This is a genomic window from Streptomyces sp. BRA346 (genome assembly GCF_052851135.1).
In genome coordinates this window covers 83,443-103,123 of the sequence record NZ_JAIWIH010000009.1, presented here as the reverse complement: position 1 = coordinate 103,123, position 19,681 = coordinate 83,443, and the positions used below count along the sequence as shown (strand labels likewise).

18 protein-coding genes are annotated in these 19,681 nt (G+C 71.4%); 3 read left to right on the top strand and 15 right to left on the bottom strand.

Features of this window, described 5'->3' with window-relative positions; genetic code table 11:
- Window positions 1-6 precede the first annotated feature (6 nt).
- Window positions 7-2,241, top strand: coding sequence for an ATP-binding cassette domain-containing protein (locus tag LCH29_RS14680; protein WP_446462166.1), 2,235 nt, complete (start codon window positions 7-9; stop codon window positions 2,239-2,241).
- 45 nt (window positions 2,242-2,286) lie between these two features.
- On the opposite strand, the gene LCH29_RS14675 is transcribed toward LCH29_RS14680, so the two are convergent.
- Both LCH29_RS14675 and LCH29_RS14670 read right to left on the bottom strand, forming a co-directional pair.
- Window positions 2,287-3,249, bottom strand: a complete 963-nt coding sequence (locus LCH29_RS14675; RefSeq protein WP_446462165.1) for an LLM class flavin-dependent oxidoreductase — start codon at window positions 3,247-3,249, stop codon at window positions 2,287-2,289.
- Window positions 3,250-3,458: 209 nt separating this feature from the next.
- On the bottom strand, window positions 3,459-3,947 hold the full coding sequence (locus LCH29_RS14670; protein WP_446462164.1) for an aldehyde dehydrogenase family protein: 489 nt from the start codon (window positions 3,945-3,947) through the stop codon (window positions 3,459-3,461).
- A 38-nt stretch (window positions 3,948-3,985) separates the two neighbouring features.
- Here LCH29_RS14670 and LCH29_RS14665 point away from each other — a divergent pair, with 38 nt between their 5' ends.
- Both LCH29_RS14665 and LCH29_RS14660 read left to right on the top strand, forming a co-directional pair.
- A complete protein-coding gene (locus LCH29_RS14665) occupies window positions 3,986-4,393 on the top strand; it encodes a VOC family protein (protein ID WP_446462163.1) in 408 nt (135 codons plus the stop codon).
- Window positions 4,394-4,591: 198 nt separating this feature from the next.
- A complete protein-coding gene (locus LCH29_RS14660) occupies window positions 4,592-5,275 on the top strand; it encodes a phosphatase PAP2 family protein (RefSeq protein ID WP_446462162.1) in 684 nt (227 codons plus the stop codon).
- Window positions 5,276-5,282: 7 nt separating this feature from the next.
- Here the strand turns inward: LCH29_RS14660 and LCH29_RS14655 are convergent, their stop codons facing one another.
- From LCH29_RS14655 to LCH29_RS14595, 13 genes are read right to left on the bottom strand one after another with little or no spacing between them, the layout of a single operon-like run.
- Window positions 5,283-6,608, bottom strand: a complete 1,326-nt coding sequence (locus LCH29_RS14655) for a glutamate-1-semialdehyde 2,1-aminomutase (protein WP_446462161.1) — start codon at window positions 6,606-6,608, stop codon at window positions 5,283-5,285.
- Between the two features lie 7 nt (window positions 6,609-6,615).
- Complete coding sequence (locus LCH29_RS14650; RefSeq protein WP_446462160.1) at window positions 6,616-7,167, bottom strand: dTDP-4-dehydrorhamnose 3,5-epimerase family protein; 552 nt, start codon at window positions 7,165-7,167, stop codon at window positions 6,616-6,618.
- Window positions 7,164-8,381: a polysaccharide pyruvyl transferase family protein gene (locus tag LCH29_RS14645; RefSeq protein WP_446462159.1), complete on the bottom strand. Its 1,218-nt coding sequence runs from the start codon at window positions 8,379-8,381 to the stop codon at window positions 7,164-7,166. The genes LCH29_RS14650 and LCH29_RS14645 overlap by 4 nt, the downstream gene beginning before the upstream one ends.
- Window positions 8,378-9,325 carry a glycosyltransferase family 2 protein gene (locus LCH29_RS14640; protein ID WP_446462158.1) on the bottom strand — a complete coding sequence of 316 codons (948 nt, stop codon included), beginning with the start codon at window positions 9,323-9,325 and terminating at the stop codon, window positions 8,378-8,380. Before LCH29_RS14640 ends, LCH29_RS14645 begins: the two co-directional genes overlap by 4 nt.
- A complete protein-coding gene (locus LCH29_RS14635) occupies window positions 9,322-10,632 on the bottom strand; it encodes a hypothetical protein (protein WP_446462226.1) in 1,311 nt (436 codons plus the stop codon). Before LCH29_RS14635 ends, LCH29_RS14640 begins: the two co-directional genes overlap by 4 nt.
- Window positions 10,633-10,637: 5 nt before the next feature.
- Window positions 10,638-11,960, bottom strand: a complete 1,323-nt coding sequence (locus LCH29_RS14630; RefSeq protein WP_446462157.1) for a DUF4910 domain-containing protein — start codon at window positions 11,958-11,960, stop codon at window positions 10,638-10,640.
- Window positions 11,948-13,009 carry an NAD-dependent epimerase/dehydratase family protein gene (locus tag LCH29_RS14625; protein ID WP_446462156.1) on the bottom strand — a complete coding sequence of 354 codons (1,062 nt, stop codon included), beginning with the start codon at window positions 13,007-13,009 and terminating at the stop codon, window positions 11,948-11,950. Before LCH29_RS14625 ends, LCH29_RS14630 begins: the two co-directional genes overlap by 13 nt.
- Window positions 13,010-13,012: 3 nt before the next feature.
- Entirely contained in the window at window positions 13,013-13,660 is a 648-nt protein-coding gene (locus tag LCH29_RS14620) for a PIG-L deacetylase family protein (protein WP_446462155.1), read from the bottom strand.
- The gene (locus tag LCH29_RS14615; protein ID WP_446462154.1) at window positions 13,657-14,451 is read right to left on the bottom strand and encodes a glucose-1-phosphate cytidylyltransferase; all 795 of its coding nucleotides are present in this window, start codon (window positions 14,449-14,451) and stop codon (window positions 13,657-13,659) included. Before LCH29_RS14615 ends, LCH29_RS14620 begins: the two co-directional genes overlap by 4 nt.
- A complete protein-coding gene (locus tag LCH29_RS14610) occupies window positions 14,448-15,683 on the bottom strand; it encodes a class I SAM-dependent methyltransferase (RefSeq protein WP_446462153.1) in 1,236 nt (411 codons plus the stop codon). The genes LCH29_RS14615 and LCH29_RS14610 overlap by 4 nt, the downstream gene beginning before the upstream one ends.
- The gene (locus LCH29_RS14605; protein ID WP_446462152.1) at window positions 15,680-16,891 is read right to left on the bottom strand and encodes a glycosyltransferase; all 1,212 of its coding nucleotides are present in this window, start codon (window positions 16,889-16,891) and stop codon (window positions 15,680-15,682) included. Before LCH29_RS14605 ends, LCH29_RS14610 begins: the two co-directional genes overlap by 4 nt.
- 8 nt (window positions 16,892-16,899) lie before the next feature.
- Window positions 16,900-18,135 carry an O-antigen ligase domain-containing protein gene (locus LCH29_RS14600; RefSeq protein ID WP_446462151.1) on the bottom strand — a complete coding sequence of 412 codons (1,236 nt, stop codon included), beginning with the start codon at window positions 18,133-18,135 and terminating at the stop codon, window positions 16,900-16,902.
- 1 nt (window position 18,136) lies between these two features.
- The gene (locus LCH29_RS14595) at window positions 18,137-19,675 is read right to left on the bottom strand and encodes a right-handed parallel beta-helix repeat-containing protein (RefSeq protein ID WP_446462150.1); all 1,539 of its coding nucleotides are present in this window, start codon (window positions 19,673-19,675) and stop codon (window positions 18,137-18,139) included.
- Window positions 19,676-19,681 lie beyond the last annotated feature (6 nt).

Below are 19,681 nucleotides of genomic sequence, written 5' to 3'. Positions count from 1 at the left end.
CTGAATATGTCCAACCGAGGGATCCGGATCAGGCGAGCCCGTACCCACAACCTGCGAGACCTCGACGTGGACGTGCCCCGCTCACACGTCGTGGTCTTCGTCGGCGTGTCGGGCTCGGGCAAGTCGTCGCTGGTGTTCGACACCATCGCCGCGGAGGCGGGCTACCAGCTGCACGAGACGTTCCCGCCCTACGTCCGCAACCGGCTGCCGAAGTGGACCCGCCCCGAGGCCGGCCAGATCGAGGGGCTCTCCCCGGTGGTGGTGATCGACCAGCGGCGTCTGGGCGGGAACGCCCGCTCCACGGTCGGCACGATCACGGACACCTGGACCTACCTCCGGCTGCTGTTCTCCCGGGTGAGCACACCGCACGTCGGCGAGTCCGGCCACTTCTCCTTCAACGACCCGGCCGGCATGTGCCCCACCTGCTCGGGCATCGGCGAGGTCGTGGCCAGCGCCGTCGACCGTTTCCTCGACCTGGACAGGTCGCTGCGCGAGGGCGCCGTCCTGCTGCCCGGGTTCGCCGTCGGCGGTTACTGGTACACGAACTTCGCCGACATCGGCGTCTTCGACGTCGACAGGCCGCTGCGCCACTGGAGCCGGACCGAACGGGACGCGCTGCTGTACGGCACCGGGTCCGCCGGGCCGCCGGCGAACCGGCTCCCCAAGGGCTACCAGGGTGTCGTCGAGCGGTTCGAGCGCATCTACCTGCGCACCTCCGACGACATGAACGACCGCAAGAAGGAAGCCCTCGCCAGGTTCACCCGTTCGGAGGTGTGCCCGGACTGCGGCGGGGACCGTCTCAACGAGGCGAGCCGGGCGGCCACGGTGCTCGGCCACACCATCGGCGAGATGGCGCGGATGGAGGTCGATGAGCTCGCGGAGCTGGTGACGGGCGTGACCGACGCGACCGTGGCACCGGTGGTGGCCGCGCTGACGGAACGACTCCGGGCGATGATCACCATCGGGCTCGGCTACCTCCACCTCGGCCGCGCCACCACGACGCTCTCGGGCGGCGAGTCCCAGCGGATCAAAACCGTCAAGCACCTGGGCAGCAGCCTCACCGAGATGCTCTACGTATTCGACGAACCCACCGTCGGACTGCACCCCCACGACATCTCCTCCATGACCGAGCTGCTCAAGCAGCTCCGGGACAAGGGCAACAGCGTCCTCGTGGTCGAGCACGACCCCGCCGTCATGGCCATCGCCGACCAGATCATCGAGGTCGGGCCCCTCGCGGGCGCGCACGGCGGAACGCTCGTCTACCAGGGCAGCTTCCGTGGCCTCCGCACGGCCGGCACCGCCACGGCGGCGGCGCTGTCACAGCGTCGGCCCATCAAGGACGATCCGCGGACGCCGCGGGGACACATCACCGTGGCCGACGCCACGCGCAACAACCTCAAAAACGTGACCGTGGACATTCCGACGGGTGTGACAACCGTGCTCACCGGCGTGGCCGGATCCGGGAAATCCAGTCTCGCGAGCGAACTCGTCGCCCAGCACGACGCGGTCGTGATCGACCAGAAGCAGGTCAGCGCCAACCGCCGCTCGACCCCCATCACCTACACCGGGATCGCGACCCCCATCCGTAAGGTTTTCGCACGCCACAACCACGTCCCGGCCGGGCTGTTCAGCGCCAACTCCGAGGGCGCCTGCCCCGAGTGCAAGGGCCTCGGGATCGTCTCCACCGACCTGGCGTTCATGGAGGATCAGGAAACGGTCTGCGAGACCTGCCAGGGGCGCCGGTTCACGCCCGAGGTCCTGGAGTACCGGGTCGACGGGCTGTCCATCGCCGACATCGACGACCTCACGATCACCGACGCCATCGAGCGGCTCTCCGATCGCACGGTCACGAAGGCGCTGCGCCACCTCGACGAGGTCGGCCTGGGCTACCTCCGGCTCGGCCAGCCCCTCACGTCCCTCTCCGGAGGTGAATGCCAGCGCGTGAAGATCGCCAAGGAGCTCCGGGACTCCACCGGCCCGACCCTCTACGTCCTCGACGAGCCCACTACCGGCCTGCACCTACGCGACATCGACACCCTGCTGCGCCACCTCGACGGCCTGGTGGACCACGGTCACACCGTCGTGCTGATCGAGCACAACCTCGACGTCGTCCGATGGGCCGACTGGATCATCGACCTCGGCCCCGGCCCCGGGAAACACGGCGGGCAGGTCCTCTACCAGGGGCCCGTCGCCGGCATCACCTCCACGGCCACCGCCGAGGCGCTGCACGAAACCGTCTGATCCCGTCGCCATGGCACCGCCCCCCCGCGGCATCTGGTGGACCGTTCACCGCACTGCCGCCAGCGAGTCAAGCGCCGCCAGGTAGTCGCTGCCCACCGGTGTGAGGACGGCGCTGGTGACGCCGGCGTCGAACAGGTCTGCCAGCCTGACCCGCGCCTGGTCCGGCGTGCCCGCCACGGCCAGCTGCCGCACCCACTCGTCCGGCAGGACGCGGGCGAACTCGTCCCGGCTGTCGCAGCGCGAGCGCAGGGCGACGAGATCGTCGTGGAAGGGCAGCGGAGCGACATGGGGCTGCCAGTCCGGTTCTCCGACCACTCCGAGGGCGGGGCGGACAGCCCTCAGCGCCACGGCGGGGTCCTCGTCGACGGCCGCGATGTTGTAGGCCACCAGACGGTGCGGGCGGGTGGGGGCGATGTGTTCGAGGGCTTCTCGTACGTAGGCGGGTGCCACCGGTTCCGCGAGGAGGGTTCCGTCAGCGACGCCACCCGAAACAGCCAGGGACTTGGGGCCCCGCACACCGGCCAGGACGGGGGGTGTTGCCGCTGGTGTGGCGCTTTCGTGCAATTGCACCCCGTCGATGCGCACGTACTGCCCTTCGTGATGGACGAGTTGGCCGCTCAGCAGTGACTTCAGGACGGTGATGTACTCCGCCAGAAGGGTGAGCGGGCTCCTTGGCCACGCCCCGACGCTGCGCATCCAGGACGGCATGCCGTGGCCGACGGAGATGTCGATGCGGCCGGGATGCAGCTGGGCGAGGCTCGCGATCTCCATCGCCGTGAACGCCACGTTGCGGGCGGCGGCCGGGAGCAGCCCCACGCCGACGCGGACCCGGGAAGTGGCGGCGAGGACGGTGGCTGCCTGGACCAGCCCGCCCCGATAGCCGAGGTCTTCCACCACCCATAGCTCGTCGAAGCCGTGTGCCTCCGCGCGCTGTGCGAAGGCGACGATGTGTCGCGCCGGAATGTCCCGTGGCATGAGGACGCCGATGGCGCCTTCCCGTGTCGTCATGGTGGTTCCATTCCCGGCAGGTTCACGTTCCATGGCTGCGGTCACTGGTGTGCGCCGGCCGGTCGGCGCACTGGGCGTGACCATCACCAACGCCCCACCCACCCGCCCCGCCCTGTGCCTCCCCAGCGCACACCACGGACTGACCGGTCTGCGTGAGCGGGCCGAGAACCTCAAGGGCAACTTCGCCTCGGGGCCGACCGCCGACGGGGCTACAACTCCCGGGTGCGCGTACCGGCCGAGACGGGAAGCGACGCCATCGGACGATGATGCCTGGCTGCGGGTTTGGCAGGTGTGGGGCAGCGCCCGTGGTGCTCACCTTCGCGGCGCCGTCTCAGTGCTTGTGGTGTTCGGCGTCGACCCGGGTCGTGACGCCCGTCTCGACGATCATGCGGGTGGGTTCGACTGAGGCGTAGGTCCACAGGATACGCGTCGGCGCGGTGTCCGAGGCATTGCGGAAGCGGTGCCGGACGCCGACGTCGACGTATGTCGTGTCGAACGTGGTGAGCTGTGACCGCAGCGGTGGAAGCTGCCTCCAGGTCGACGTCGGCGAGAACGACGAAGGCGTCGGAACCGCCGAGTTCGAGGACGGCTTTCTTCACCGCGCGCCCGGCGGCGGCGCCGACGGCGGCCCCCGGCCGGTTGCTGCCGGCCAGGGTGACCGCGGCGATCCGGGGGTCGGCGATGAGCTGCTCGCTCATCGAGGGGACACCTCCGAGACCGTTGCGAGGTCCGAGCCATGACCACTCACGACGAATACGTCAGCGTCCGCTACCTCGTCGATGACGTGCAGGCCGCCATCGACTTCTACACCACCCACCTCGGTTTCACGCTGCACTCCAGCGCCGTCCCCGCCTTCGCCTACGTGGTCCGTGGCCGGCTGCGGCTGCTGCTGTCGGGCCCGGCGAGCTCGGGCGCCCGGGCCACCCCGAAGGAGGCTGCCGTCGCGGGCGGCAATCGCATCCATCTCGCCTACGACGACCTCGATGCCGAGATCGCCCGGCTGCGCGGCGCCGGTGTCTCCTTCCGCAGTGAGGTCGTCGCCGGTCCCGGAGGGCGCCAGATCCTGCTGGCCGACCCGGCAGGCAACCTCATTGAGCTGTTCCAGCCTGCCCGTCGGCCCACGGCGCCGGCCAGTCCTGGCTAGGATGACCATTGAGGCTGATCCTGGTGCCTTTGACCAGGGTTATGGCCAGGTCGGCGGGTTCGGGCTACAGGCCGACGGTTCCTGCGGAGTCGTACGGGCCAGGAGCGGGTGTCCGCGGGGCCGCTTGAGGGTGGGTCGGAGACAGGGGGGCTCGCGTTGGATCGCCTGGCCGGAACGGACCTGGGACGCGGTGGTCGTGTGACCGGCCGGTCGGCGCCCGCGGTGCTGCCCCCATCGCTGCGCGTGTGGCTCGGGCCGGTCGCGGCCCTTGCCGCTCTGGTGGTCGTCGTGCTCGGGTTCCTGTATACCGACGGCGGCGAGCCGGGCAGGGTGGACGCGCGGATCGCGGTGGCGGTGGGGGGTGTGGGGCCGCCGTGGCGGCACATCGCTCTCGCCACGGACTTCCTGGGGGAGCCCGGGGGAGCGGCGACGCTGGTCGTGGCCGCCGTGATGGGCTGCCTGCTGCTTCGGCGTCCTCGCGCGGCGGTGCTCGTCGTCGTCGGCTGCGGCATGACCGTGGGGACGGCGACGCTGCTCAAGCACCTGGTGGGACGCACCATCCACGGCGACGGCAACCTGTCCTACCCGAGCGGGCACACCGCGTTCGCCACCGCGCTCGCCCTCGTGGTGGCCCTGCTCGCGACCGGCCGGCTCGGTCTGGGCAGGACGGCAGGCACGTCACTCGTGCTCGCCGCGGCGCTGGTCGCCGGCGCCGCCATGGGCTGGGCGCAGGTCGCCCTGGGCGCGCACTACCCGACCGACGTCCTCGGCGGCTGGTGCACCGCGCTGGCGGTGATCCCGGCGACCGCGTGGCTGGTCGACCGGACGGCTGACCGGCTGGTCGATCGGACGGCCGACGCCGGTCGGAGGGAGCGTCCCTGACGTCACGTCACGCCAAGCGGCGGAATACGGGCCTCACCGGTCGTCCGCCCAGCCAGGGGGTGGGGTCACCGGCGTCCAGTGCCTTCCGGTACACCGCACACGCCTGGGCCACCACGTCCACGGTGTGATCGATGTCGGCGTCGCAGAGCGCGCTGCTCACCACGAACGACGGGGCCAGCACCCCGCCCGCGAGGAGCCGGCGCAGGAACAGGGTGCGGTACTGCTGCGACGGCTGCCCGTTCTCGTCGAGGGTGGCGAAGACCAGGTTGCTGGCCCGGCCCCGGACGACGATGTGGTCGCCGACGCCCATGGCGGCCGCGGCGTCGCGGACACCGGCGGCCAACCGCTCGCCGAGGGCGTGCAGCCGCGCGGTGATGCCCTCTTCGACGTACGTGGTGAGCACGGCCATCGCGGCTGCCAGGGAGTGCGTTTCCGCACCGTGGGTGGTGGACAGCAGGAACACCCGGTCGCCGGAGTGACGCAAGCCCCCCCGCTCCATCAGAGCGCGGCGCCCGGCCAGCGCGGAGACGGCGAACCCGTTGCCCAGCGCCTTGCCGAACGTGGAGAGGTCGGGGACGACGCCGTACAGGCCCTGGGCGCCCGCCTCGGACCAGCGCAAGCCGGTGATCATCTCATCGAAGATCAGGACGCAGCCGTGCCGGTCGGCCAGCTCGCGCAGGCCCTCGAGGTACCCGGGCGGCGGCTCGGTGTGGGTGGCGGGTTCGAGGATCAGGCAGGCGACCTCGTCCTGGTACCGGGTGAGCAGCTCCTCCGTCGCGGCCAGGTCCCCGTAAGGGAAGGCCACGGTGAGCGCGTTGGTCGCCTCCGGAATACCGGCGGACATCGGCGTGGTGCCGATGAACCAGTCGTCGACGGAGAAGAACGGATGGTCGCCGCAGAGGGCCACCCGCGGGCGCCCGGTGGCGGCGCGGGCGAGGCGCACCGCGGCGGTGGTGGCGTCGGAGCCGTTCTTCGTGAACTTCACCATCTCGGCGGTCGGCACCGTGGCCAGGAAGCGTTCCGCGGCCTCGACCTCCACGATGGACGGCCGGACGAAGTTGCTGCCGCGGTCGAGCTCCCGCCGCACCGCCTCGATCACGCGTGGGTGGGCGTGGCCGAGGCTCACCGACCGCAGGCCGGAGCCGTACTCGACGTAGCGGTTGCCGTCGACGTCCCACACGTGGGCACCACGGCCGTGGCTGATGACCGGGGCCAGGTTCTCGGGGTACTGGTCGTCGCCCTTGGCGTAGGTGTGCGCGCCCCCGGGGACCAGGGCGTGCAGCCGCTCGTTCGCCGTTCGCGACCGGGGCAGTTGGAACTCTTCGGTGTCCACGCCGGCCTCAACTCTCCTTCTGCTTCAGGACCTCGGCGAGGCTCGGCGCCTCCCGGTCCCGCTGGGACATCGATGTGGCGGGAAGCGGCCAGGGAATGGCGAGCTCCGGGTCGTCGAAGGCGATCGTCACGTCCTCCGTCAGATCGTGCGGGCGGTCGATCCGGTACGAGGTGTCGGCGGTTTCGGTCAGCGCCTGGAAGCCGTGCGCGCACCCCGCCGGGATGTACAGGGTCACCTGCGTCTCGCCGGACAGCTCGAAGAAGGCCCGGCCCAGGTAGGTCGGCGAGTCCGTCCGCAGGTCCACGACGACGTCGAAGATCTTCCCGTACGAGCACCGCACCAGCTTGGCCTCGCCGGCGCCGGAGCGCAGGTGCAGGCCGCGCAGCACGCCCCGTACCGAGCGGGACAGGCTGTCCTGGACGAAGGCGTCCGGGTCGAGGCCCACCGAGCGGACCACCTCGGCGTCGAAGGTGCGGCAGAAGAAGCCGCGTTCATCGGCGTACGGGGTCGGCTCGAACAGGTACGCGCCCGCGATCTCCGGGACTTCGGTCGCTTTCATGGAGACTCCTGTCGAGCGTGGGTGTGGTCGGTCGCCGGGAACAGGGCCGCTGTCAAGGCGGTGAACTGGTGCCGGAGTTGCCGGGCGGCGTCCTGGTTCCGCTCGGCGAGCGTCTGGCGCAGCTCCGCCGATCGCTTCTCCAGCGTCCGGAACTGTTCGAGCAGCCGGTCGGCGTCGACCTCGCGGGCCGGGTGGCAGTACGCGCCGAGGCCCATCCGATCCATGAGCGCGTCGCTCTTCGCCGCATAGCTGAGTGCGAGCACCGGTGTGCCGGTCTTCAGCGCGCAGATCAGGTTGTGGTAACGGGTGGCCACCACGGTGTCGGCAGCCGCCATCTCCTTCATCAGGTCGGCCAGCGAGGCCGGTTCGGCCGCGGTGACCAGCGGCGAGTCCACCGCGTCGAGGATCGCGGCGACCACCGACGCGTCGCACTCGTCGCCGGTGAGCAGCCGGACCGGCCTGCCCTCCTCGACCAGCGTGCGGACGAACCGGATCGTCCCGTCGAGGTAGCGTCGGTATATCTCCTCGGCCCGGGCGCGGTCGTCGTTGCCGCCGTGGAAGTCCATGACGCCGACGCAGACTGGGCCCGGCGCGTCCGAGGGCGGGTTCGCCGACGGCGTCGGCAGGGCGAACGCGAGGTCCGGGTAGACCTCGTCGCGCGCGGTGTCCACGCCCATCGCCCGCATCGCGTCACGGGACTGTGCGTCCCGGTACGACCGGTACGCGGCCAGCCGCCCGGACCAGCGCACCAGGGCCCGGGTCGGCCGGTTGCGGATCTCCGCGGCGCCGACGCTGACCAGTGCGACCCGGGTGCGCAGCAGTCGACCACTCGCGCAGAGCAGGAACAGCGCGTACGGGAAGCCCCACGGCCGCAGCGGCAGCGTGGCCTCCAGGACGCCCATGCCCGGCACGATCACCACGTCGTGCCGGCGCACCCAGGCGGCGGTGCGGACGGCGTCGACGAGTTTTCCCAGACCCTTGCCGACGATCGTGCCGACCCGCGACGCCGTCCGGTACTCCCCGCGGTACCAGTGCAGCCGCGTGGCGGGGATCCCGAACCGGGTCGTCACCGCCTCGGGCCCGCCGCACAGCGCGTCCACGACCGCCTCCGGGTGCTCGGCCCGGAGGTAGCCGAGGACGGCCTCGAGCGACCCGTCGTTGCCGAGGTTGCCGGAGCCGAGCAGGCCGAACACCCCGACGCGCACAGGCGTCACGCCTGCCTCCCCTCGCGGCCGGCGACGAGGGCGTCGACGGAGACGGTGAGCTTGGCCGGATCGACCGGAGTGCGGTCCTCGACCCGCTCGCCGGCACCCGGCCGGGCCCGGCTGGTCATCCAGGCGGCCAGGTGGCGGTAGCACGCGCGCCGGTCGGGCGCGGACAACGGAGCCCGCCGGATCGCCGCGACGAAACCCCAGACGTACTCGGCGAGCAGCCGCGGCGTCGGGTGCAGCAGGCCTGCCCGGCGCGGGTCGAGGTTGACGCACCGCGAGCGCTTCGATGGGTTCGCCCGCTCGGCGCGGGTGGGGTGGTCGCGGCGGAAGTACAGCAGCTCCGGCACCTGGTGGAAGGGCCCGTGCAGGCCGATCTCGGTGACGAACGTGCGGTCCGCGTGGTGGTAGCTGTCGTGCGGCTTCACCCGGCGCAGCACGTCGGCTCGCATCACCCCGTAGAAGTCGTCGCCGCCGGGCTCGAACAGCATGCTGCGGAAGCGCTCGGGCGCTCGCGGCGAGTCGGTGGCGAGGGTGTACTCGTACGGGACCTTCACCTGGCCGTCCTCGCCGATGACCGCCTGGTCGGCGTGCGCGAGGATCACCTCCGGCCGCTCGTCCAGCGCCTCCACGCAAGCCCGCAGCAGGTCCCGGGCGTACAGGTCGTCGTGCGAGGCCCACTTGAACAGTTCGCCGCGGCACTGGGTGAACACATAGTTGTGGTTCGGTGCGGCGCCGATGTTCCGGGACAGCCGGATGTACCGGATACGCGAGTCCTGCGCGGCGTACTTCCGGCAGATGTCCTGGGTCCCGTCGGTCGAGGCGTTGTCGGAGATGAGCAGCTCGAAGTCCTCGTAGGTCTGGCCGAGCAGGGCGTCGAGCGACTCGGCGAGGTACTCCTCGCCGTTGTACACGGGCAGGCCGATGCTCAGCCTGGGGCGGTCGGTCATGAGGTCCTCACTTCGGGGACGGGATCGTGGTGGCGCTCGCGGAGGGCGGACCGCAGCTGCAGCCACCACACGGCCGAGCCGCTGACGGTCGCGGCGGCGACGCCCCAGGCCGAGCCGACCGTGCCGGCTGCGGCCGCGCCGCCGAGCCCGCCGCCGACATAGCAGGCGGAGGCGAACAATTGGCAGCGCAGGCTGCGCCGGGCCGCGCCGAGCGCGCGCAGCCCGGCCGCCGCGCCGGTGCCGAGGCCCGCGCCCGCGACGCCGAGGGTGATCGGCACGATGAGTTGTGAGGCGGAGTGCCAGACGCCGCCGAGGACGAGCTCGCCGAGCCGGTTCGGCACCAGCAGCAGCGGCCCGCCCCAGAGCAGCGCGGCGGCGGCCTGCCCGCCGCCGAGGAGGAGGCAGAACGTGCCGAGGCGGTGCGGGGCCTGCCGCAGCACGCGTGCCGCCTCCGGGACGGTGACCAGGGACAGCCCCATCAGTACGGCGAGGAACGGGCCCATCAGGAGCTCGGCGCCCCGCACCGCACCCACCGCGCCGACCCCGGCGATGGCGCCGAGCCCGTACGCCCGCAGCTGGCTCGCGCCGCTGAGGCTGACGTTCTCGACCAGGTACCGGTAGCCGAGGTCGCGCTGCTCGCGAAGCCACCCGCGCGCCTCGGTCATCCGGGGCCGGATGCCGGCCTGGAGGCAGCCGTACGCGGCGGCCACCGCGGCGGACGCGCCCCAGGCGAGCAGATACGCCGCCACGCTGCCCACGCGGGCCGCCACGACCATGGCCGGGACCAGCGCGATGCCCCACACGATGTCGTTGACGAAGGCCTTCCGCCCGGTTCCGGCGGCGAAGAACGAGAACCGCCAGGCGTCTTGCAGCAGCAGTCCCGGCAGCATGAGGCCGAGGCAGGCGAACGCGGGCCCCACACGGCCGCCGAGACCGAGCCCGGCCACCAGACACACCGCGCCGATGGCGGAGCCGACGCCGAGCGCGGTACCCGACGCCCGGGCCACCGCCCCGCGCCAGGACGCGTCCGACACGCCGCTGAAGCGCACCACGAGCGGGTCGGTGGCCAGCCCGCGGGAGATGTTGAGCACCACGCCGTAGGTCACCCAGGCCAGGCTGAACACGCCGAACGCGGTCACCCCCAGGGAGCGGGCCACGTAGATCCCCACCACGAAGTTGGACATGCTGGAGGCCGCCTGGTCGGCCAGCCCCCAGGACAGCCGGCCGGCCATGGCCCGCCTGGCGGTCCTCCGGGCGTGTCCGGCCGGGGCCGCCGACGCCGTCGTCTTCTCCTCCTCGGTGGTCATCTGCGTCATGCCTTGATCAGCCCGGCGCCGTGCAGCGCGCCGGCCGCGACGGCGACGGTGTCGAACGGCAGCCCGGACCGCTCGGCGACGTCCAGCAGACTGTGCTCGCCGTCGGAGAGGTTGAGCACCCAGAGCATGGCCATCTGCGCCTGCTTGGTGTCGCTGCGGCCGCCGAGCGCGTCGTACAACCCGCGTCGGCCCAGCTGCGGTTCGCCGTAGGGGCTGACGTTGACGTACCGCCGGTTGCGGTCGAGCACGGCGAACGCCTCGCGGCAGACGGCCAGGGTGTCCGCCATCGCCTCCGGGGAGACGAAGTCCGGGTTGTCCGCCGAGGTGTGGTACTCGGGGTAGCCCGCGTACGGGGTCCGGGTGAGCGAGCCCACGCCGAGGTTGAACCCGGGCGAGCAGAACTGCCGCTCGTCGTAGCCGTACGGAGTGAACTCGTTGACGTGGTGCGGGCGTTCGGAGGCGGTCAGCACGTGCCGCATCACCCGGTCGATCTCCGCGTCGCCGCGTCTGCTCTGCTTGTACGTCAGTTGCCCCCGGTCGCCGGCGCAGGCCAGCACGAGCCCGTGCTTGACCATTCCCCCAGCTCTCGGCTCCGCTCGAGCAGGGGATACCCCATTCACCCGCTCCGCGTTGCGGGCAAGCCAGGTGATCGCCCCGATGGTGCCGGGCGCGAACAGGAAGCGGTACGTGTAGTACGGCGTCTGCTGAGCCAGCGTCCGGGCCAGATACGTCGCCACCGCGATGCCGGCCAGGTTGTCGTTGGCCAGCGACGGGTGGCAGACGTGGCAGGAGACGATCACCTCGTCGGGGACCTGCCCGGGGACCACGTGCTCGGCGTAGGTGAGGTGGCCATCGGCGAGTGTGGAGTCGATGCGGACCTCGTACGCACCGTCCGGCATCGCGTCCAGGGTCTCCTGGGCCAGGCAGAACCCCCATTCCGGCTGGTAGTAGCTGGTGCGGTACGGCACCCAGCTCGGGCGGTCCGGCAGGGTGTGCAGGTGCGCGCGCAGCTCGGACAGCGGCATGGTGGCCGACACCGGAACGCTGTAGCCGAGCACGTGCAGGCTGGACGCGGCGAAGTCGACGATCCGGTGGCCGGCGGTGTCGGCGATGTACGCGTCGCGGATGTTCCACTCCTGCGGCACCGTCCAGTCGAGCACCTGCGTCCCGGTCGGCACTTCGTGCGTCTGGAGGGGGACGTACTCCCCGACGATGTCCAGGGTGGCGCGCACACCGTCGCCGGTGATGCTCCGGCACAGCGGGTACAACCGCTCCACCAGCGCGTGCATCTCCTCGCCGACCGTGGTCACCGGCGCCACCGCAGGGTGTCGTCGACGGCGCCGGTGTCGGACGCCGCGCGCAGCACGGCGAGGCGGGTGAAGCGTCGCTCGAAGTCCTCCTTGGTCAGCCCGTGTTTCCGGTAGGCGTCGGCGAGTTCGAGCGCGCCCTGCTTCACGGTCCACTCGCAGTCGAAGCCGGGTATCGCGGCGCGGAACCGGGAGAAGTCCACTCGGTACGACCGCGGATCGGCACCGTGCTCCCCGGTGATGTTCACCTTCGCGCCGGACACCGCCTCGGCGACCTGCCCGGCGATCTCGGCGACCGTGACGTTGTTGGTCTCGCTGCCGATGTTGAACGCACGGTCGTGCACCGCTTCGCGCGGCGCGGTCAGCGCGGCCGTGAAGGCCCGGGCGATGTCGGCGGCGTGCACCAGCGGGCGCCAGGGGGTGCCGTCGGAGAGCACCAGGACCTCGCCGGACAGGAGCGCGTGGCCCACCAGGTTGTTCAGCACGATGTCGGCGCGCAGCCGGGGTGAGTAGCCGAAGGCGGTGGCGTTGCGCAGGTACACCGGGCTGAAGTCGCCGTCGGCCAGCGCGTGCAGGTCGTCCTCCACCCGCACCTTGGACTCCGCGTACGGCGTCACCGGGCGCAGCGGGGCGTCCTCGGACACCAGGTCGTCACCGCCCGCGGCGCCGTAGACCGAACACGTCGACGCGTACAGGAAGCGCCGCACTCCGGCGTCGCGGGCCAGCCGGGCGAGGCGTACGGACGCGTGGTGGTTGATGTCGTAGGTGAGCTCCGGCGCCAGCGATCCCAGGGGGTCGTTGGAGAGCGCGGCCAGGTGGATCACGGCATCGACTCCGGCCACGTGTTCGGCCGTGACGTCGCGCAGGTCCACCCGGTGCCCGGGGGCACCGCCCACCGGCGCGTCAGCGCCGACTGGGGGAGGGTCCGCGGGCGTCGGGCCGAGGACGCAGTCGGCGAACAGGCCGGCGTCGAGGCCGACGACCTCGTGCCCGGCTGCGTGAAGGACCGGGGCCATGACGGTGCCCAGGTAGCCCTGGTGTCCGGTGAGCAGTACGCGCAAGGTTCATTCCCCCAGGTCGAGAGTGAGTTTGGTGACGGCGAACGCCTCGGCGTAGCGCGCGTGGCATTCGATGCCGCGGATCCGTGCGAGAGCGAGGAAGGCTTCCCGGTCGTACCAGGGCCGGTGCCGCTGCGAGGGGTAGTGCTCCTGGAGCAGCCGCACCTTCTGTTCGGCGATCTCCGGTGACAGCGGCTGGTACGCCGCCGGACGGCCGAGATCGCCGTCCCACTTGACGATCTCGTAGCCGAGCACGAGGTGGTCGCGGAATGCGGTGGGTATCAGCTTCGCCAGGCCGCGGTGGTCCTGGTGGGCGTCGTCGGTACGCGGGGCCAGGATCAGATCCGGCTCGGTCTGCCCGCGCAGTTCCTCGACCGCGGCCTTGGCCTCGTCCCAGTGCACGGGCATCCGGCCGTCCGGCAGCTTGTGCACGGTCAGCCGCAGGTCGGCGCCCGGGCAGAAGGCGGCGAGCGCGGCCCGCTCCTCCTGCTCGCGCTCGCTGCCGCCGCCGGAGAGCACCAGCGCGTCGACACGGAGACCCGGCCGCGCGTGGCACAGCGTCAGCAGCGTGCCACCGGCGCCGATGGCGATGTCGTCGCAGTGCGCGCCCACCGCGACGATCCGGTCCAGGGGCCCGGCCCCGAGCCGGATCACGCGCTCACCGCGGCGTCGTCCCGTTCCCACACGGCCCACGGGCGGTCGCCCCGCGCGTAGGCGGCGTCGAGCGCGGCCCGCTCCTTCACGGTGTCGGTCGGCTTCCAGAAGCCACGGTGCTGGTGCGCCACCAGCCGCCCCTGCTTGGCCAGTTGGGCGCATCCGTCGGCTACCAGGTCCCCGTTCTCCGGTATGTGGTCGAAGACCTCCTGGCGGAGCACGAAGTAGCCGCCGTTCTCCCACAGCGGCAGTTCGCTCACCGCCGTGATGCCCCCCACCAGTCCGTCCTCGCCCAGCTCCACGCAGTGGAACGAGGACTGCGGCGGCACCACCATCATCGACGCACCGGCGTCGCGCCGGGCGAACCGGTCGATCATCTCCGGCAGCGGGGCGTCGGTGAGCACGTCGGCGTAGTTGGCGAGGAACATCTCGTCGCCGTCCAGGTGGTGCCGCACCCGGCGCAGCCGCTCGCCGATCGGTGACTCGATGCCGGTCTGCGCGAACGTGATCGTCCAGTCCGAGATGTCGGTGGACAGCAGCTCGGTCCGCCCGCCCCGCAGGACGAAGTCGTTGGACGTCGTCTCCTCGTAGTTGAGGAAGAAGTCCTTGATGTGGTGGGCCCCGTAGCCGAGGCACAGGATGAACTCCGTGTGCCCGAAGTGCGCGTAGTAGCGCATGACGTGCCAGATCAGCGGCCTGGGGCCGACCATCGCCATCGGCTTGGGCACGTCGTCGGAGGCACCGCTGCGCATCCGCATCCCGTACCCGCCGCAGAACAGTACGACCTTCATCGCTTGACCTCGACAATGCTCAGTTCCGGGATGGGAAAGACCAGGCGGCCGCCCCAGTCGTGCACGAAGGACAGCTGCTCGACCAGCTCGGCCCGCAGGTTCCACGGGAGGACGAGGACGTAGTCCGGCTTGTCGGCGGCTATCTGCTCGGGCGGCAGGATCGGGATGCGGGTGCCCGGGGTGAACCTGCCGTGCTTGTAGGGGTTGCGGTCGACCGTGTACGCGAGCAGGTCGGGCCGGATGCCGCAGTGGTTGAGCAGGGTGTTGCCCTTGCCCGGGGCGCCGTACCCGACGACCGTCTCGCCGCGCTCGGCCGCTGTGATGAGGAACCGCAGCAGATCCCGGCGCACCGTGGCCACCCGGGCGGAGAACTCGGTGTACCCGGACAGCTCCTGCAACCCGGCGGCCTTCTCCCGGGCCAGTACGTCGGCCACGTGGCGGCTCGGCTCGCCGGCCACCTCGGCCGGGCGGGCCCACAGCCGGATGGATCCGCCGTGCGTGGGCAGCAACTCGACGTCCACGAGCGCGAGTCCGCCGCTCGCAAGGGCCCGGATCGCGGACGCGACCGTGTAGTACTGGAAGTGCTCGTGGTAGATCGTGTCGTACTGGTTCTCCTCGATCAGGGTCAGCAGGTGCTGCACCTCGATGGAGACCCATCCGTCGTCGGCGACCAGGGCGCGCAGCCCCCGGGTGAACCCGACCACGTCGGGGATGTGCGCGTACACGTTGTTGGCCACGACCAGGTCCGCCGGGCCGTGCTCGGCGCGGACGGCCGCCCCGGTGTCCGGGGACAGGAACTCCGTGAGCGTGGGCACACCCGCGTCCCGCGCCGCGGCGCCGACGTTCACCGACGGCTCGATGCCGAGGCAGCGGATCCCCCGGTCCACCACGTGCTTCAGCAGGTACCCGTCGTTGCTCGCCACCTCGACCACGAAGGCGTCGGGGCCGAGACCCACCCGCTGCACGGCGTCGGCGACGAACGTGCGCGCGTGCTCCACCCAGGAGGTCGAGTACGAGGAGAAGTACGCGTACTCCTTGAACGTCTCCTCCGGCGTGATCAGCGGAGGTATCTGCGCCAGCCAGCAGTCGGTGCAGACCCGCAGGTGCAGTGGGTACGCGGGCTCGGGCCGGTCCAGTTGGTCCGCGGCGAGAAAGCTCTCGCACGGTGGCGTCGCCCCGAGATCGACGACGCTCGCCAGCGTCGCCGAGCCGCAGAGTCGGCATCGTGTCATGTATTGCCCCCCAATGATTCCGTCCGACCCGCGATCGCGGTGCGGTACTCATCCACCAGGCGCTCCAGCCCGATGGCCGGGCTGAAGCGCTGTTCGTAACGGCGCCGGGCCGCCTCCCCCATCTCCCGGTTGCGGGCCGGGTCGGCCGTGATCCGGCGCAGGCAGGACGCGAGCGAGGCGGGCTCGCCCGGCCGGTGCAGCAGCCCGGTCACCCCGTCCTCGACGAGTTCGACGAAGGCACCGTGGGCGGCGGCGACGGCCGGGACCCCCGCCGCCATCGCCTCCGCGACGACCAGGCCGAACGTCTCCATGGCCATCGAGGGAGCCACCACGGCGACCGACCGCGCGACGGCCTGCCTGCACTGAGCCAGGTCGAGCAGGCCGACGTAGCGCACGTCGTCCCGGCCCGCCGCCCAGGCGGTCACCTCGCGCTCCAGTGGCCCCGCACCGGCGAGCACGAGGGGCACGCCCACACCGCCGTCCGCGGCGATGTCGTCCCACGCGGCCATGAGCAGCCGCACGCCTTTGGCCTCCGCGAGCCGGCCGAGAAACAGCAGCTGCTCGCCGGCGCCCGCCCGGAAGGCGCCGGGGTCAGGTACGAAGTTGTGCTTCACCGTCAGCCGCTCGGGTGGCATGCCGGACCGCACCAGGACGTCGCGCTGCGCCGCGGAGATGCAGAAGAACCGCTCCACGCCGGACCACCACCGCCGCCGGTTGACCATCAGGCTGACCGCGAGCGGTACCGTCGCAAGGCGGGAGTTCCGGTAGCAGCCGTGCCGGACGGCGGGCAGCGACGCCACCGACCCGACGCACTCGGAGCACGGTCGGCCGTCCCGGTGCAGCGTGCCGGGCGGGCAGACCTGGGTGTAGTTGTGCAGCGTGGCGACGGCGGGTACGCCGGCGTCGGCGCAGGCGGCGAGGACCGCGGGGGAGAGGAGCGGGAAGACGTTGTGGATGTGCACCACGTCCGGCCGCTCGGTGCGCAGCCGGGCGGCGAGCTCCGCGCGGACCGCCGGGTTCCACGGCACGAGGAGCGGCATCGCGGCCTTGCCGGGGAGGGACCGGCCGGCGATGTCGTCGCTGCGCCGCTCGAACACCTCGACCCGGTGGCCGGCCGCGCGCAGCAGCGCCACTTCCTGGTCGACGACCCTGTTCTCCCCGCTCGGCTGCGCCGAGGAGTAGCGGTTGTGCACCACGAGGACGTGCATGCTGGGGGTCACCTCCGGGCCCATCGCGGGATGCGTCGTTGCGGAACTGCGGGCGTCATGACGGGCGTGGCCGTCGCGAGGGGCGTGGCCGTGGCAGGTGCCGCGAGGAGCGAGGCGGCCAGGGCCAGATGCAGCAGATACGGCGAGGCGTCGCCGAGACCGGCCTCGGTGTACGACGAGATCGCAACGTAGCTGATCAGGAAGATCGCGCAGGCCCTCGGCAGCGACGGTGGTCGCAGCAGGGCGACGCCTGCGAGGACGAGGATGATCGCCGCCACGAGGGTGATGCCGATCAGGCCCTGCTCGTTGTAGACGGCCAGCCAGCTGTTGTCGATCGGCAGCCCCCCGAACGACTTGTCGCCCAGGCCCACGCCGAACACCTGCTCCGCGGTCGTCCGGGGCGCTGCCAGCAGGGCGTCCCAGACCTTGGCCCGACCGGTGAGGCTGGTGAAGTACTCCTTGCTCTGTCCGCGCAGGAACCACGCCTGGAGCGCGGAGGCGAACCCCACCGCCGCCACCGTGGACACCAGCACCGCCCAGGCGAAGAACCGGCGGGCGGCAGCGCTGGTCAGGACGAGCGAACCGATCGCCAGCACCAGCCCGATGAGCAGGCCGACCGTGGCGGTCCGGGTATGGGTCATCGCGAGCAGGACGAGGGACGGCACGATGACCATGGCCGCGCTGCCCCCGGTGGTCCGGCGGCCCAGTACGAGCAGCACCGTGAGCCCGATGACCACTGCGGCGTACTGTCCGATCTGCGGCGGGGTGAGCGGCCACAACGCGCCGACGAGCCGACCGCCGTAGGTCTCGGGCATGGCCGCGCCCGGTGAGATGGCCAGGCCGGCGGCGGCCGTCCCGAGCGCCGCGAAGTACATCCGGATGTGGTGCCGGACGAACGTCAGGCCGCCGTCCCACCATCGGCTGAGCAGCCACAGCGTGCCGACGAAGAGCGCCAGCCGGGCACAGCGGAACAGCGCGCCGAACCCGACCTCCAGGTCCGCGCTGGAGATCACGCTCGGCACCAGCAGCAGGGTGAGCAGGAACAGGAAGGCGCCAGCCCGGATGCGCAGCTGGAGATTGAGCGCGAGCGCCAGCGCGAACGCGGCACCCAGCGCGCCCATGGTGGCCATCTGGATGAGGGAGCGGGGCAGCGGGACGATGGTCTTCGCCCCGGCGGAGCCGAGCGTGTTGAGGCCCAGCAACGCCCAGACGATCCCGACGGCCTTCGGCGTTTTCCCGTCCATCTCAACCACCGGCCCGTGGGGTGAAGGTGCTGCCCGCGTCTTGCCGGTACGGCGTGCCCTGCCACTGCACGGAGTCGAACCTTTGGTCCGTGTTCTCCGCGACGAAGCTCCACGGTCCGCCGTAGACGTTGTCGTGCCAGCGGTTGTGCTGCTTGTGGGCGATCGCGTCGGCCACCCGCTTGCCCTTGTACGGCGACCACTTCGGATAGGTGCCGTAGTTGGCGAGGACCGCCATGCGGCCGCACTCGGTCTCGCACTTGACGACTGACGTGTCCAGCAGGAAGCGGTTGTCGTGGATGTCCACCCGCTGGGTCTTCCACCGGCAGTCGGCGTAGAGCGGCGCGGTGGCGATCGCCGGCTTCGCGCAGCGCTTGGTGTCCTTCACCAGCAACGTGCAGTAACCGGTCGAGGTGTTGGCCGGGCTGTTGCAGAACCGGTCGGCGTTTTCCCACAGAGTGATGCCGTTCCAGTTGTTCTCCAGTACGTTCCCGCGGATCTCGATCTTGTCCGTGCGGGCCCGGATCCGTGGTTCGCCGCCGGCCTCGGACACGTAGATGGTCGCGTACGGGAAGTTGTCGCCGCGGTCGGCGTACTTGCGGCCCTCGACCCAGTTGTTCCGCCGGACCGTGTTGTTCCGGATGACCGCGTTGTAGCTGGTCTCGTACATCAGCGCGGCACCGTCGTTGGCCTCGAGCAGGTTGCCCTCGATGCGGAAGTCATTGTTGTTGTTGTCCGCCCAGAGCCCGGCTCCGCGGTTGTCGTGCACCCAGTTGCCACGTATCTCGGCGCCGTTGACGGCCCAGAACTTGATGCCTCCGGTGCAGCCGCAGCCCGGTTTCCGCCGCTCCCAGTCATCGGTGTTGTTGCCCACGATCTCGTTGTCCTCGACCACCAGGCCGCGGATGGAGTCGCCGGTCTTGTACGCGTTCATTCCGTACTGCCCGTTGCCGCGCAGGCAGCTGGCGCGGACGTGCTGGTGGGCACCGGCCATCAGCCCGGCGCCGGAGTTGTACTGGATCTTCGCGTGCTCGATCAGCCATCCGTCGGCCATGTCATGGTTGACCACGCCCTCATCGGGCGGCGCGGCGAAGTGCTGCACGGTCAGGGAGCGGATGGTGACGTCGCGGGCGGTGCCGCTGAACGCGTAATTGTTCTTCTTCCCGCCGTCGAGCACCGCGCCCGGCGCGCCGAGGTAGCGGTTCCCCTGCTTGGCGATGACCTGGGCGTAGCGGTCCGGTTCGAGCCTGTGCGTGCCCGGCCGAAGCCAGAACGTGGTGCCCGGGGGGCTGCTCTTGGTCTTCTCGGCCAGGTCACCGACCACCCCGGGGTCGACCGTCACCGCGCCGGCCGGCGCCTTCGCCGGTCCGGCCGCGGGCTTGGCGCACACCCGAGCCACGGACGTGGCGGGCGCCCTGGACGCGGAGGACGCATCGGTCGGCGCCGCCCCGGCGCCGGGCGTGCTCGTACAGCCGGTCGCCGTCAGCAGGACCAGCGCCAGCGGTGCCGCCGCCCACGCCCAGTGCCGTCTCTTGATCCCCACGCGCCC

What these genes read in the sequence shown, in the direction of transcription:
- LCH29_RS14605 (WP_446462152.1), bottom strand. Translation starts at nt 16,891, where the DNA reads ATGCACGTCCTCGTGGTGCACAACCGCTACTCCTCGGCGCAGCCGAGC.
- LCH29_RS14650 (WP_446462160.1), bottom strand. Translation starts at nt 7,167, where the DNA reads ATGAAAGCGACCGAAGTCCCGGAGATCGCGGGCGCGTACCTGTTCGAG.
- LCH29_RS14670 (WP_446462164.1), bottom strand. Translation starts at nt 3,947, where the DNA reads ATGAGCGAGCAGCTCATCGCCGACCCCCGGATCGCCGCGGTCACCCTG.
- LCH29_RS14640 (WP_446462158.1), bottom strand. Translation starts at nt 9,325, where the DNA reads ATGACCGACCGCCCCAGGCTGAGCATCGGCCTGCCCGTGTACAACGGC.
- LCH29_RS14600 (WP_446462151.1), bottom strand. Translation starts at nt 18,135, where the DNA reads ATGGACGGGAAAACGCCGAAGGCCGTCGGGATCGTCTGGGCGTTGCTG.
- LCH29_RS14610 (WP_446462153.1), bottom strand. Translation starts at nt 15,683, where the DNA reads ATGACACGATGCCGACTCTGCGGCTCGGCGACGCTGGCGAGCGTCGTC.
- LCH29_RS14665 (WP_446462163.1), top strand. Translation starts at nt 3,986, where the DNA reads ATGACCACTCACGACGAATACGTCAGCGTCCGCTACCTCGTCGATGAC.
- LCH29_RS14615 (WP_446462154.1), bottom strand. Translation starts at nt 14,451, where the DNA reads ATGAAGGTCGTACTGTTCTGCGGCGGGTACGGGATGCGGATGCGCAGC.
- LCH29_RS14675 (WP_446462165.1), bottom strand. Translation starts at nt 3,249, where the DNA reads ATGACGACACGGGAAGGCGCCATCGGCGTCCTCATGCCACGGGACATT.
- LCH29_RS14635 (WP_446462226.1), bottom strand. Translation starts at nt 10,632, where the DNA reads ATGACCACCGAGGAGGAGAAGACGACGGCGTCGGCGGCCCCGGCCGGA.
- LCH29_RS14680 (WP_446462166.1), top strand. Translation starts at nt 7, where the DNA reads ATGTCCAACCGAGGGATCCGGATCAGGCGAGCCCGTACCCACAACCTG.